At 65.2% G+C, this 13,376-nt stretch carries 13 protein-coding genes and 2 pseudogenes; 5 read left to right on the top strand and 10 right to left on the bottom strand.

The window, feature by feature from the left end:
* Positions 1-6: 6 nt before the first annotated feature.
* Complete coding sequence (gene gluQRS / locus HBJ55_RS20050) at positions 7-885, bottom strand: tRNA glutamyl-Q(34) synthetase GluQRS (RefSeq protein ID WP_167119308.1); 879 nt, start codon at positions 883-885, stop codon at positions 7-9.
* 87 nt (positions 886-972) lie between these two features.
* Positions 973-1,410 carry an RNA polymerase-binding protein DksA gene (dksA, locus tag HBJ55_RS20045; protein WP_167119305.1) on the bottom strand — a complete coding sequence of 146 codons (438 nt, stop codon included), beginning with the start codon at positions 1,408-1,410 and terminating at the stop codon, positions 973-975.
* 228 nt (positions 1,411-1,638) lie between these two features.
* Here dksA and HBJ55_RS20040 point away from each other — a divergent pair, with 228 nt between their 5' ends.
* On the top strand, positions 1,639-2,799 hold the full coding sequence (locus HBJ55_RS20040; RefSeq protein ID WP_167119302.1) for a pyridoxal phosphate-dependent aminotransferase: 1,161 nt from the start codon (positions 1,639-1,641) through the stop codon (positions 2,797-2,799).
* 11 nt (positions 2,800-2,810) lie between these two features.
* Entirely contained in the window at positions 2,811-3,569 is a 759-nt protein-coding gene (gene sfsA, locus HBJ55_RS20035; RefSeq protein ID WP_167119299.1) for a DNA/RNA nuclease SfsA, read from the top strand.
* On the opposite strand, the gene HBJ55_RS20030 is transcribed toward sfsA, so the two are convergent.
* The 7 genes and pseudogenes from HBJ55_RS20030 to HBJ55_RS20000 all read right to left on the bottom strand — a co-directional run bounded on the left by HBJ55_RS20030 (position 3,528) and on the right by HBJ55_RS20000 (position 8,402).
* Entirely contained in the window at positions 3,528-3,857 is a 330-nt protein-coding gene (locus HBJ55_RS20030; protein WP_206022783.1) for a Rieske 2Fe-2S domain-containing protein, read from the bottom strand. The genes sfsA and HBJ55_RS20030 overlap by 42 nt on opposite strands.
* Before the next feature lie 3 nt (positions 3,858-3,860).
* Positions 3,861-4,220 (bottom strand): annotated as a pseudogene (locus HBJ55_RS20025) (DUF4426 domain-containing protein); the annotation flags it as partial.
* Between the two features lie 139 nt (positions 4,221-4,359).
* Positions 4,360-4,949: pseudogene (gene metW / locus HBJ55_RS20020) on the bottom strand (methionine biosynthesis protein MetW).
* Positions 4,949-6,106 (bottom strand): homoserine O-succinyltransferase MetX, encoded by a 1,158-nt coding sequence (gene metX / locus HBJ55_RS20015; RefSeq protein WP_167119421.1) that lies wholly within the window; start codon positions 6,104-6,106, stop codon positions 4,949-4,951. The pseudogene metW and the gene metX overlap by 1 nt, the downstream one beginning before the upstream one ends.
* A 51-nt stretch (positions 6,107-6,157) precedes the next feature.
* A complete protein-coding gene (locus HBJ55_RS20010; RefSeq protein ID WP_167119293.1) occupies positions 6,158-6,748 on the bottom strand; it encodes a YggT family protein in 591 nt (196 codons plus the stop codon).
* A 59-nt stretch (positions 6,749-6,807) separates the two neighbouring features.
* A complete protein-coding gene (proC, locus tag HBJ55_RS20005) occupies positions 6,808-7,632 on the bottom strand; it encodes a pyrroline-5-carboxylate reductase (protein ID WP_167119290.1) in 825 nt (274 codons plus the stop codon).
* Between the two features lie 59 nt (positions 7,633-7,691).
* A complete protein-coding gene (locus tag HBJ55_RS20000) occupies positions 7,692-8,402 on the bottom strand; it encodes a YggS family pyridoxal phosphate-dependent enzyme (RefSeq protein WP_167119286.1) in 711 nt (236 codons plus the stop codon).
* 78 nt (positions 8,403-8,480) lie between these two features.
* Here HBJ55_RS20000 and HBJ55_RS19995 point away from each other — a divergent pair, with 78 nt between their 5' ends.
* The gene (locus HBJ55_RS19995; RefSeq protein WP_167119283.1) at positions 8,481-9,515 is read left to right on the top strand and encodes a type IV pilus twitching motility protein PilT; all 1,035 of its coding nucleotides are present in this window, start codon (positions 8,481-8,483) and stop codon (positions 9,513-9,515) included.
* Positions 9,516-9,545: 30 nt separating this feature from the next.
* Positions 9,546-10,688 carry a PilT/PilU family type 4a pilus ATPase gene (locus tag HBJ55_RS19990; protein ID WP_167119280.1) on the top strand — a complete coding sequence of 381 codons (1,143 nt, stop codon included), beginning with the start codon at positions 9,546-9,548 and terminating at the stop codon, positions 10,686-10,688.
* 15 nt (positions 10,689-10,703) lie between these two features.
* On the opposite strand, the gene HBJ55_RS19985 is transcribed toward HBJ55_RS19990, so the two are convergent.
* Positions 10,704-11,834, bottom strand: coding sequence for an anhydro-N-acetylmuramic acid kinase (locus tag HBJ55_RS19985; RefSeq protein WP_167119278.1), 1,131 nt, complete (start codon positions 11,832-11,834; stop codon positions 10,704-10,706).
* Between the two features lie 114 nt (positions 11,835-11,948).
* Between HBJ55_RS19985 and tyrS the strand changes: the two genes are divergently transcribed.
* Positions 11,949-13,148: a tyrosine--tRNA ligase gene (gene tyrS, locus HBJ55_RS19980; protein ID WP_167119276.1), complete on the top strand. Its 1,200-nt coding sequence runs from the start codon at positions 11,949-11,951 to the stop codon at positions 13,146-13,148.
* Positions 13,149-13,376 lie beyond the last annotated feature (228 nt).

The following is a 13,376-nucleotide window of genomic DNA, read 5'->3' as shown; positions in this document are numbered from 1 at the left end:
CGCTCCTCACTCCCTGCGGTGGGCCTCGGGACGTATACGGTGTGGGTCCCATTGGCCATTGGCCCAGGCGAGCTGCTCATCCACCGGCGCCGTGCTCAGCTCGGCGGGCGGGGCCTGGTCGAGTGCCGCCAGGGCGCGGTAGAGCAAGGGTCTCACCTCGCTGTCCGCAAGCGGCAGCGCCGGGGCCAGGTTCTGCTTGGACAGCTTCTGGCCTTCGCGGTTGACGATCAAGGGCAGATGGAGGTAGCGCGGCTCGGGCAGCGCCAGCGCGTGCTGCAACTGGCGCTGCCAGGGCGTGTTGTCGAGCAGGTCGAAGCCACGGACCACGTCGCTGATGTCCTGGTCGGCATCGTCCACCACTACGGCGAGCTGATAGGCCCACAGGCCATCCTTGCGCTGGAGCACCACGTCGCCGAGTTCTGCGGGGTCGAAGCGCTGCTCGCCGAAGAGACGATCCTGCCATATCACCGGGTGCAGGCCGAGGTCGCTGCGCAGTCGCCAAGCCACCGGCTTGCCCGGCTCGAGTACGCCTTCGCGGCACCAGCCGGGATAGACCGGGTACTGGCGCCACTGCTTGCGCGAGCAGCTGCAGGGGTAAGCCAGGCCCAGCGTCTCGAGACGCGCAAGCGCCGCGGCATAGGCTGCATCGCGGTCATGCTGCCAACGTATCGGACCGTCCCAGTGCAGGCCGAAGGCCTCGAGCTGGCGCAGGATGGTGTCGGCGGCGCCTGCCGGGCAGCGGGGCGGGTCGATGTCCTCGATGCGCACGAGCCATTCGCCGCCGGCACGGCGGGCATCGAGAAAGCTGGCCAGGGCGGCGATCAGCGAGCCGAAGTGCAGGGCGCCCGAAGGGGTGGGCGCGAAGCGGCCGCGGTAGCCGGTCATGTCTGGCTCCTGGCTGCGGTGGCCAACATGCAAACGGGCACCCAGCGGTGCCCGTTGCGAAGGAGAGCGAGGCGCATCACGCCGGCATCAGCCGCCGAGCTGCTTTTCCTTGAGCTCGGCCAGGGTCTTGCAGTCGACGCACAGCGTCGCGGTGGGGCGAGCCTCCAGGCGGCGAATGCCGATCTCGACGCCGCAGGCCTCGCAGAAGCCGTAGTCGTCCTCATCGATCTTCTCGAGCGTCTCGTTGATCTTCTTGAGCAGTTTGCGTTCGCGGTCGCGGGTACGCAGCTCCAGGCTGAAGCCTTCTTCCTGAGTGGCGCGGTCCGCGGGGTCGGCGTAGTTGTTCGCCTCTTCCTGCAGGTGGCGTACCGTCCGATCGACCTCTTCCATGAGCTCCTGTTTCCAGCCCAGCAGGATCTGTCGGAAGTGCTCAAGCTGCTGCTCGTTCATGTACTCTTCACCCGGTGCGGCCTCGTACGGGGTGAACTTTTTGGGCGCTTCCGTTTTCTTGTCTGCTACTGGCATGGGACTGCCTCATTACTTGAGTGACTGCTGATCAATACCCGCCGCAACATGGTGCAAGGTATCTCACGCCAAAGGCATGCTTGTTTATCGGAATTCGAAGCGTTTTGCAATACCCAACGAGAAAGGCCGAGGCCTCCCAGCAGGCCAAATCGATGGTATGGTTTTTTGACCGCCGTATCGGGAAAAGTGCCGACCTCCGGCCATCTATCTTGCGTTCAGGAGTTTGCCATGCCGTGGAATCCGCGCGTTGACCGCGTTGAGCCCTTTCGTGTGATGAGTCTGCTGGAGGCCGCCCAGGCACGCGAGGCAGCCGGCCATGACGTCATCCACCTCGAAGTGGGCGAGCCCGACTTCGCCACACCTGAGCCAGTGGTGGCGGCCGGACAGGCAGCGCTGGCGTCGGGATACACGCGCTACAGCCCGGCTGCAGGGCTGCCGGCACTGCGCGAGGCGATCGCCGGCCATTACCGAGAACAATTCGGCGCCGACATCGACCCCCGGCGCATCCTGGTCACACCCGGCGCCTCCGGGGCATTGCTGCTCGCCAGCCAGCTACTGGTCGGCCCCGGCGACAGGGTGCTGATGGCCGATCCCAATTATCCCTGCAATCGGCACTTCATGGCCCTGGCCGGTGCCGAGGTGGACACCGTTCCCGTCGGCCTGGAAAGCGGCTGGCAGCTCGATGCCGACCTCGTGGCCCGCCACTGGCGCGACGACACCCGCCTGGCGATGCTCGCTACGCCGTCGAACCCCACCGGTCATATGCTCGATGCGGCACAGCTTCAGGCGGTCGCCGACACGGTGGCTGCCCAAGGGGGGCATCTGCTGGTGGATGAGATCTATCAGGGGCTCAGCTATGACATCGAGCCGCTATCGGTGGCCTCGCTCTCGAATGAGGCCTTCGTGGTCAACAGTTTCTCCAAGTATTTCGGCATGACCGGCTGGCGCCTGGGCTGGCTGCTGGCGCCCGAGGGTGCCGTGGAGCCGCTGACCCGGCTGGCCCAGAACGTCTTCCTTGCCGCCCCCACCCCGGCCCAGCATGCGGCGCTGGCCGCCTTCACCCCGACGTGCCGCGATCTGCTCGAGAGCCGCCGCGTCGAGCTCGGCCGTCGCCGCGATGCACTACTGGCCGGTCTTGCCCGGCTGGGCCTGGCGCCGTCGCTGCCACCCCAGGGGGCCTTTTACCTGTGGCTCGACATCTCGCGCTACAGCCGCGACAGCCAGGCCTTCTGTCAGCGCCTGCTGGAAGAGGAGAACGTCGCCATCACGCCCGGGGTCGACTTCGCCGTGAGTGGCGGTGAGCACCATGTGCGCATCGCCTTCACCACCGGCATCGCTCGCCTGGAGGAGGCGGTGAGTCGTCTCGAGCGCTTTCTGGCACGGCAATAGGGGGCGGCTTCGTGGAATACCCCGCCCTGGTCCCAGGCGTGCTGCTGCGCCGCTACAAGCGCTTTCTGGCCGATGTGCGCCTCGACGACGGCCGCGAAGTGGTGGCGCACTGTCCCAACACCGGCTCGATGCGGGCGGTGAACGTACCGGGCTGCCGCGTGTGGCTGGCGCCGAGCGACAATCCGGCGCGCAAGCTGGCCTGGACCTGGGAGCTGATCGAGCTGACCCAAGCCGACGGCAGCGTGGCGCTGGCCTCGGTGCATACCGGGCGCACCAACCGCATCGTCGAGGAGGCACTGCGGGCCGGACGTGTGGAATCGCTGGCCGGCTATGCCATGCTCAAGCGCGAGGCCAAGGTGGAGGGAGCGCGACTCGACTTTCGCCTCGACGATTCCGATAGGGGCACCGCCTTCGTCGAGGTCAAGCAGGTGACACTCAAGGAGTTCGACGGTCACGGCTACTTTCCCGATGCGGTGAGCGAGCGCGGCCGCAAGCACCTGCTGGCGCTGGCGGCCCTGGCCGAGCAGGGCCAGCGGGCGGTGCTGCTGTTCTGCGTGGCGCATAGCGGGATTCGCGACGTGGCGCCGGCGGCGCATCTCGATCCGGCCTATACCGCCACGCTCAAGGCGGTGGTCGAACGCGGTGTGGAGGTGGTGGCCCATGGCTGCGAGGTCGACTGGCGTGATGGACGGCCGGTGTCGATCGGTTTGAGAGGCAGGCTGCCGATATCACTCTCTCGCCAAGTGAATATTGCCCTCGGCATCGATTGAGACGGCCACTGGCTCCAGGAAGCACCCCTGGCAGGGGCCGAACACGCATTCGCCGCTTTCCGGCAGGAACAGTGCACCATGCATGCCGCACTGGATCAGCTCGCCACCCGCCTCGAGGAAGCTTCCTTCGGGCAGGTTCAGCGGTACCTGCTGATGCGGGCAGAGGTTGACGAAGGCGCTGATCTGGCCGTGCACGCGCACTATGAAGACGTTTCTGCCGTCGGGGAGCGTGACGCCCCGTGAGGGAGCGGCATCGAAATCATGCAGATGGGCGAGAATGGCGGACACGGCTCAGCGGTCGATGTGAAAGCGCTGGATGAAGTTCACCTCGGCCGGCTCACGGTTGCGGTCGTAGCGCACCTCGAGGGTAAAGTGCATCGGCTCGTCGTCGCGAATGCGGAACACCGCGATCTGCGACTGCGTCTCACCGCTGCGCAGGGTGCGGAAGCTGAGCGGTTGCTGCTCACTGCCCTGGACCTCGCCCACGCTGCCGTTGACCGGTGCATTGACCGGGCGCAACTGGCCATCGACTTCCTCGAGCACACTGACGTTGAGCAGCGCCAGGGCGGGGCTGCGCTGGATGCCATGGGCCTCGGCCACCGAGGAAGGCAGAAAGCTGGTGCTCACGGCGCTGTAGTGGATCTGGTAGTCGCCGACCTGCTCGAACTGCTGGGCCTGGCCTGCAAGCGGCAGCAGCCCCAGCAACAGCGCGAAGGCCAGAGCATGAGGGTGCGATACAAGGCGTTTCAGCATGACGCTCTCCTTGGCGACGCCGCTCGAGGGCTGGCTATCATTGGCGATTCCGGCGCTCGACGCGAAAGATCGCGATCTCGCCGAACAGGTTGGGCCATAGCCGCGTGGCCCAGTGTCCCTCGTGCTCGCCGATGCCGACGGCCCGGTCGGTGATGCGAAGCCCCTTCTCACGACACAGGTGCTCGAAGTCAGGTGAATGTTGGGGGTATCGTACCAGGCATGAGGCAGCGACTTGGAGACCGGCATGTAGCCGCGGATGCCCAAGTGCACCCGATGCCGCCAGTAGGCGAAGTTGGGGAAGGTGATGATGCACTCCCTGGCCACGCGCAGCATTTCGTCGAGCATGCGATCGGGGCGACGCAGTGCCTGCAGTGCCTGGGTCATGACCACCAGATCGTAAGTGTCGTCCTCGAAGTTGACCAGCCCCTCGTCGAGGTTCTGCTCGAGTACGCTGACGCCCTTGGCGATACAGGCGGTGATGCCTTCGGGGTCGATCTCCAGGCCGTAGCCGGTCACACGCTTGTCGCGTGCCAAAGCCTCGAGCAAGGTGCCGTCGCCGCAGGCCAGGTCGAGGATGTGGGCGCGCTCGGGCACCCAGCGGTGAATCAACTCCAGGTCGGCGCGCATCATGCGGTTTCCTCCAGGCCCAGCTCGCGGGCGGCACGCGACATGAAGGCGGCGAACACCGCCTGGTAGCGCGGCTCCGGCAACAGGAAGGCGTCATGGCCGTGGGGCGAGTCGATGTTGACGTAGCTCACCGGCTTGCCGGCGCGGGTCAGGGCATTGGCCAGCTCACGCGAGCGCGATGGCGGAAAGCGCCAGTCGCTGGTGAAACTCACCACCAGGAAAGGGCATTGGCTGGGCGCGACGGCCTCGGCCAGCACGCCGCCGTGCTCAGCCGCCGGGTCGAAGTAGTCCAGCGCCTTGGTCATCAGCAGGTAGGTATTGGCATCGAAGGTGGTCGAGAAGGTGTCGCCCTGGTAACGCAGATAGGACTCGACCTGGAACTCCACGTCATAGCCGAAGTTCAAGTCCTGACTGCGCAGGTCGCGCCCGAACTTGCTGCCCATGGCGTCTTCCGAGAGGTAGGTGATGTGCCCCACCATGCGTGCCAGCTTGAGGCCGCGGCGCGGGGCAGTCCCATGTTCGGCGTACCAGCCGTCATGGAAGTCCGGGTCGGAGCGGATCGCCTGGCGAGCCACCTCGTTGAAGGCGATGTTCTGCGCCGAGAGCTTGGGCGTGGCGGCGATGATCACGGCGTTGGCGACCCGCTCGGGATAGATCCGGGTCCACTGAAGCACCTGCATGCCGCCCAGGCTGCCGCCGATCACGGCGGCGAACCGCTCGATTCCCAGTCGGTCGGCCAGGCGCGCCTGGCTATGTACCCAGTCGCTCACCGTGACCATGGGGAAGTCGGGGCCCCACTGGCGACCGCTGGCGGGGTTCGTGCTGATCGGGCCGGTACTGCCGTGGCAGCCGCCGAGGTTGTTCAGCGATACCACGAAGAAACGGTTGGTATCGATGGACTTGCCCGGGCCGATATGGGCATCCCACCAGCCTGGTTTGCGCTCGTCGGCGCCATGATAGCCAGCCGCATGGTGATGCCCCGACAGGGCGTGACAGACCAGTACCGCATTGGAGCGCTCGGTATTGAGCGTGCCATAGGTCTCGTAGACCAGGTCGTAGGCCGGCAGCGTCCTGCCGCAGGCCAGGGCCAGAGGGTCGTCGAAGTGGGCCGTCTGCGGCGTCACCAGGCCGACCGAGTCATCGGGAAACTCGGGCATGTGTCGTTCCATGTCCTGTCGTTGAGGTCCGCCATGGGCGAACGGCGCGCCTTACAGACCCACCAGGGCGCCAGCGATACCCGCGGCGCGCGTCAGCGCACCGACCACCATGCCATCGATGAGGCTGATGGCGATGAAGACGACGATCGGCGACAGGTCGATCATGCCCAGCGGCGGAATGACCTTGCGCACCGGCGCCATTATCGGTTCCACCAGCTGCATGACCAGTAGCGCCCCGGGGTGGCTGGCATTGGGGGCGACCCAGCTCAGGATGATCATCACGATCAGGGCGAAGAAATAGATCTTGAGGATGGCATTGGCGATGGCCGCCACGGCGCCGATCGCTACCTGGGTGAGCGGTGGCATGCCGATGCCGGCAATTTGCAGGATCGCCACGATGCTGACCGCCTTGAGCACGAAGGCTGCGGCCAGGGTCGCCATGTCGAAGCGTCCCATCACCGGACCGAGAAAGCTCTGGAATGGCCGCACCACCGGTTGGGTGACCTTCACAACCGACTGGCTCATGGGATTGTAGTAGTCGGCCTGCGATGCTTGCAGCAAAAAGCGCAGCATCATCAGAAACAGGTAGATGTTGATCAGGGTGTTGACCAGCAGCAGGCCGGCATTTCCCAGTTGGCCCATGTGGGCTCCTCCATGTCGTCAAGATGCCGTCTCGGGATAACCGCGAGCGGCTTGAAAGGCTAACGCTTGCCGAGCTCCTCGGCCATCTCGCGGGCGCGGGCAGCACAGGCTTCCATGGCATCGGCCATGATCTGGCGCAGCCCGGCCTGCTCGAGATGCTCGATGGCCCGCTCGGTGGTGCCGCCGGGTGACATCACGTTGCGCTTGAGGCGGTCCGGGGTGAACTCGCTGCCCTGCGCCATGCGCGCAGCACCCAAGGCGGTTTGCATCGCCAGGCGGCGTGCGGTCTCGGCCGGCAAGCCGAGCTTGACCCCGGCCTCTTCCATGGCCTCGAACATCAGGAAGAAATAGGCCGGTGCGCTCCCCGATACGGCAGTGACCGCATCCAGCAAGCCCTCTTCTTCCACCCACTCGACCAGGCCCACGGCCTCGAGCAGCGCGGTGGCCTGGTCGCGCTGCTCGGCGCTGACCTCGGGCGTGGCGAACAGGCCGGCGGCGCCGGCGCCGACCAGTGAGGGCGTATTGGGCATGCAGCGTACCAACGGCAGGCCGCCGCCCATCCAGGCCTGCAGCGACTCGGCCGTGAGTCCGGCTGCCACAGAGATGATCAGCGGTCGCTGACGCTGCAGGGTATCGCGCATCCCCTCGCAGACACCGCGCATGATCTGCGGCTTCACCGCCAGCACCACGATATCCGCATCGCGTACCGCCGCGACGTTGTCGGTATCGGTATGGATGCCGAAGCGTTCGCGAAGCGGCGCCAGGACTTCGTCGCTCGGCGAGGTGGCGGTGATGTCGCTGGCCGGATGGCCATTGTCGATCATCCCGCCGATGATGGCGCCGGCCATGTTGCCGGCGCCGATGAAGGTGACTCTGCTGGCCATTGAAAGCTGTCCTTTTTCTGTCATTGAGCGACCGGCTCGTTGCCGGTGCAGTACGCCGACTAGCGACGCGATGTGTCTCGTGCGCCGAAGATCGCCGTGCCCAGGCGTACCAGGGTGGCTCCCTCCAGTACGGCGGCTTCCAGGTCGTCGCTCATGCCCATCGACAGGGTATCCAGCGGCGCCTCGGGGAAGCGTTCACGCAGTGCTTCCAGGGCCAGGCGCAGTCGGGCCAGGGGCTCGCGCTGGCGCGCCATGTCTTCGGCCGGGGCCGGAATGGCCATTAGCCCGCGTAGGCGCAGGCGCGGCAACGAGAGCACTGTCTCCGCCAGCTCTTCCAGCTCGGCGAAGGCGACCCCCGATTTGCTGGCTTCGCCGCTGACGTTCACCTGCAAGCAGACCTGCAGGGGCCCCAGCGCCTCGGGGCGCTGGTCATTCAGGCGCCGGGCGATTTTTTCGCGCTCGACGCTATGGACCCAATCGAAGTGTTCGGCCACGGCGCGTGTCTTGTTCGCCTGCAACGGGCCGATGAAGTGCCAGACGATACCGCTCAGGTCGGCCAGCTCGGCCTGTTTCTCCAGCGCTTCCTGTACGTAATTCTCACCGAACTCCCGCTGCCCCAGCTCCCAGGCTGCACGGACCATGTCGGCCGGCTTGGTCTTGCTGACCGCGAGCAGTCGTGCCGACTCGGCAGGGCGTGCCGCCGACGCCAAGGCCTGAGCCAGACGCTCGCGGGCACTGGCCAGAGACTCGGAAAGCATGGTATCCGTCATCTCAGTCACATGAAGTCCGTCATGTCCACAAGGTCTGTCATACTTGCTGGAACCTCAACCGGGGAGCAGGGGAATCGCATGGATATTACCGAATTGCTGGCATTCTCGGCAAAGCAGAACGCCTCCGACCTGCATCTGTCGGCCGGTCTGCCGCCGATGATTCGGGTCGATGGCGACATCCGCCGCCTCAACGTGCCGGCCATGGAGGACAAGGAAGTCCGCAAGCTGATCTACGACATCATGGGCGACCGGCAGCGCCGTGACTACGAGGAGTTCTTCGAAACCGACTTCTCCTTCGAAGTCCCCGGGGTCGCGCGTTTCCGGGTCAATGCCTTCAACCAGGCGCGCGGGGCCGGTGCGGTATTCCGCACCATTCCCAGTGAGGTACTGACCATGGAGGACCTGGAGCTGGGTGATGTCTTCCGCCGCCTGTCACTGCTGCCACGCGGCCTGGTGCTGGTCACCGGCCCTACCGGCTCGGGCAAGAGTACGACCTTGGCCGCCATGATCGACTATATCAACGATCACCGCTATGACCATATCCTCACCATCGAGGACCCGGTGGAATTCGTCCACCGCAGCAAGCGCTGCCTGATCAACCAGCGTGAGGTGCACCGCGACACCCACGGCTTCGCCCAGGCGCTGCGCAGCGCACTGCGTGAGGACCCCGACGTGATCCTGGTCGGTGAGTTGCGCGACCTCGAGACCATCCGCCTGGCGCTGACCGCCGCCGAAACCGGCCACCTGGTATTCGGTACCCTGCATACCACCTCGGCGGCCAAGACCATCGACCGTATCATCGATGTCTTCCCCGGCGAGGAGAAGGCCATGGTGCGCTCGATGCTGTCTGAGTCGCTGCAGGCGGTGATCTCGCAGACGCTGCTCAAGCGCCGCAGTGGCGGTCGGGTCGCAGCCCACGAGATCCTCATTGCCAATGCCGCGGTGCGTAACCTGATCCGCGAGGACAAGGTAGCGCAGATCTATTCGGCCATTCAGACCGGCGGCAATATCGGCATGCAGACACTCGACGCCGCCCTGGCCAAGCTGGTGGCCGAAAACGTGGTCAATCGCGATGAGGCGCAGGCCCGCGCCAAGAGCGCGCTGGCAAGCTGAGTGCCTTGGGACAATTAGAGAGGCGGGGAGATGAAAGCACAGGAATGGTTGGAGCAGTTGCTCGACATCATGGCCCAGCAGGAGGCTTCGGACCTGCTGATCTCGGTGCAAGCGCCACCGACGATCAAGACCGCCGGAAAACTCACGGCACTCGGCGACCAGCGGCTTTCGGTGGAGCAGGTGCGCGAGCTGGTCAATACCGCGGTGCCCGAGGGGCTTCGTGAACGCTTCCTGCAGGAGCGCGAGGCCAACTTCGCGCTGAGCCTCAGCGGCCGCGGGCGTTTCCGGGTCAGCGCCTTTCAGCAGCGCAACCAGTGGGCCATGGTCATCCGGCGCATTGCCTACGAGATCCCCCATCTCGAGGAGCTTTCGCTGCCGGCGCAGTTGGGCGAGCTGGCCAACATGAAGCGCGGGCTAGTATTCGTGGTAGGCGGTACCGGCACCGGCAAGTCGACCACCCTGGCGTCGATGATCCAGCAGCGCAACGAGACCGTGGGCGGGCATATCATCAGCGTCGAGGACCCCATCGAGTACGTGCATCCGCACAAGAAGGCGATCATCAACCAGCGCGAAGTGGGCATCGATACCGAGTCCTTCGAGGTGGCGCTGAAGAACACCCTGCGCCAGGCGCCGGACGTCGTGCTGATCGGCGAGGTGCGAACCCGCGAAACCATGGAGCATGCGCTGACCTTCGCCGAAACCGGCCACCTGTGCCTGGCGACCCTGCATGCCAACAACGCCAACCAGGCGCTGGACCGCATCATCCATTTCTTCCCGCACGAGCGCCACGAGCAGATCTGGCTCGACCTGTCGCTCAACCTGCACGCCATCGTCGCCCAGCAGTTGCTGCCGACTCGCGACGGGGGGCGCACTCCGGCCATCGAGATCCTGCTGCGCACGCCGCTGATCGCCGACCTGATTCGCAAGGGCGACGTCGGCGAGATCAAGAACGTCATGGCTCGTTCGCGCGACCAGGGCATGCAGACCTTCGATCAGGCGCTGTTCGAACTCTACAAGGCCGGCAAGATCAGCGAGCAGGTGGCCATGGTGCACGCCGACTCGGCCAATGAGCTGCGCATGATGATCAAGTACGGCGACGAGAAGAGCGACGTGCTGGCCAAGGCGCAGGACGGCGCGCAGCGCTTCTCCCTACGCGAGGATGATGATTTCTAGGTAGGACGTTCGGCCTTAAGGTGAATAAATGCCGCCAAGCACCCTGAGGCCGGCGGCACCGGTAACGCTGGGCAGGTTGCCGGGCAGTCCCTCCAGGCGGCGCCAGGCGAGCCAGGCAAAGGCGCCGGCTTCCAGCCAATCGGCCGGCCAGCCCCAGTCGCTGCTGGGTACTAGTGAGGTCTCGGGCAGGTGACGGGCCAAGCGGCCGAGCAGGTCGCGGTTATGCGCACCGCCACCACAGGGAATCAACGCCGAGGCAGCGGGGGCGCCAACGAGTTCACGCGCCATCTCGATACCCAGGGCCACGCTGGTGGCGGTCAGCTCCGCCAGGGTGGCCTGCACGTCAACGGGGTTCTCTTTGCCTGTGAGATAGCTTTCGAGCCAGTCGAGATGGAACACCTCGCGCCCGGTGCTGCGCGGCGGCGGGCGATGAAAGAAGGGCTCGCCCAGCAATCTCTCGAGCAACGTTTCGTCCACACACCCCGAAGCGGCCCAACTGCCGTCGGCATCGAAGCGGCCGCTGCGGTGGCGCGTATGCCAGGCATCCAGCAGGGCATTGGCCGGGCCGGTATCGAAGCCGATGATCTCTGTGTCACTTTCCGCCGGCGGCAGCAGGGTCAGGTTGGCAAATCCCCCCAGGTTGAGCACTAACTGCCATTGCCCTTCGCGACGGAACAGCGCCTCGTGAAAGGCTGGCGCCAAGGGGGCGGCCTGACCGCCGGCGGCCAGGTCGCGACGTCGGAAATCGGCCACCACCGTACAGCCGGTCAGCTCGGCGAGCAGGCTCGGGTTGTCGAGCTGCAACGTATAAGCCGGTCCATGAGCGTGGCCCCATGGTGCATGTTCGATGGTCTGGCCGTGGCTGCCTATGGCGGTGATCTGCTCGGCTGCGATGCCATTGTCTTCGAACAACCGCAGTACGGCAGCCGCCTGGAGCCGGCTGAAGGCATGCTCGGCGCCGGCCAGCTCGGCGAAGGCAATCCGCTCGGCCTGGCAGAGCCGCAACAGCTGTTCATGAAGAGGTGCGGGCATCGCTTCTGCGTGGGTAACGAGTAGCCGCGGCCGGCCCCTCGCGTCGATTTCGACCAGGGCGGCATCGATGCCGTCCAGACTGGTGCCGGACATCAAACCCACGAATAGTGCCATCTCTGTTCTCCCGTACGCTGGGGCCCCGCGAGGCGTGAAGTCATGCTAACATCGTGCCCCATTCGATGGACCCTGCCGTGGGGTGGATCAACGCAATTCGTGGAGTGGGAGACGATGACCGACGTTGCAAGCGCACTGGCGCTGCTGAAGCGAGGCACCCAGGAGATACTGCTGGAGGAGGAGCTGGTCAAGAAGCTCGAATCCGGCCGCAAGCTGCGCATCAAGGCGGGCTTCGATCCCACGGCGCCCGACCTGCACCTCGGGCATAGCGTGCTGCTGACCAAGATGCGCCAGTTTCAGGACCTGGGCCACCAGATCATCTTCTTGATTGGCGACTTCACCGGGCGCATCGGCGACCCCACCGGCAAGAACGTCACCCGCAAGCCGCTCACCGAGGATGAGGTCCGCGCCAATGCCCAGACCTATAAGGAGCAGGTGTTCAAGATCCTCGACCCTGCCAAGACCGAGGTGCGCTTCAACTCCGAGTGGTTCGGTGAACTCACCGCGGCCAAGATGATCGAGCTGGCGGCCCAGAGTACGGTGGCGCGGATGCTCGAGCGTGACGATTTCGACAAGCGCTACAAGTCAGGTCAGCCGATCTCGATTCATGAATTCCTCTATCCGCTGGTGCAGGGGTACGACTCCGTGGCGCTCGAGGCCGACGTCGAGATGGGCGGTACCGATCAGAAGTTCAACCTGCTGATGGGGCGCGAGATCCAAAAGCATTTCGGCATGGAGCCACAGGTCGTCATCACCATGCCGCTGCTCGAGGGACTCGATGGCGTGCAGAAGATGTCCAAGTCGCTGGGCAACTATGTTGGCGTCGACGAGGCGCCGGGGTCGATGTTCAACAAGCTCGTCTCCATGCCCGACAGCCTGATGTGGCGCTACTTCGAGCTGCTCTCGTTGAAATCCAACGAGGATATCGGGGCGCTCAAGCGAGATGTCGAGGCCGGCGCCAACCCCCGCGACATCAAGATGGTCCTGGCGCGCGAGCTGATCGGGCGTTATCACGACGAAGAGGCAGCGGCCAACGCCCACAAGTCGGCCGGCAATCGCCTGGCCGAGGGCGAATTGCCCGAAGACCTGCCCGAAGTGGAGGTCGACTTCGAAGGCAGCGCCCAGGCTCCCATCGCCGCGGTGCTCAACCGCTCGGGACTGGCCAATAACAGCGCCCAGGCCAAGGACATGCTGGGCAACGGCCGGGTCAAGGTCGACGGTGATGTAGTTGCCAAGGAGCATATGCTCGATACCGGCAGGAGCTATGTGATTCAGGCCGGCAAGAAGCGCTACGCCCGAGTGACGCTACGCTGAGTTATTCCACCGGCCCCAGTCCAACTGATTACAAGTCAGTTGCCCTACCGACGCCCGCCCCGTGCGGGTGTCGTCGTCTTCGCCCCCGGCGCAAAACCATCCACAGGCGCTCGCAGGCGAGCGCCTGTGGATGGCGCTGCCGTCATCGCTTCTTCATGAGCTTGCCGTCATTCTGAAACTTTTTTACAAGCGGCCCTTGCAGGGGCGCGGGGAAAACCGTAAAGTACG

This window comes from Billgrantia bachuensis (assembly GCF_011742165.1).
Lineage (GTDB): Bacteria > Pseudomonadota > Gammaproteobacteria > Pseudomonadales > Halomonadaceae > Halomonas > Halomonas bachuensis.
This window is presented reverse-complemented; position numbering and strand designations above follow the sequence as displayed.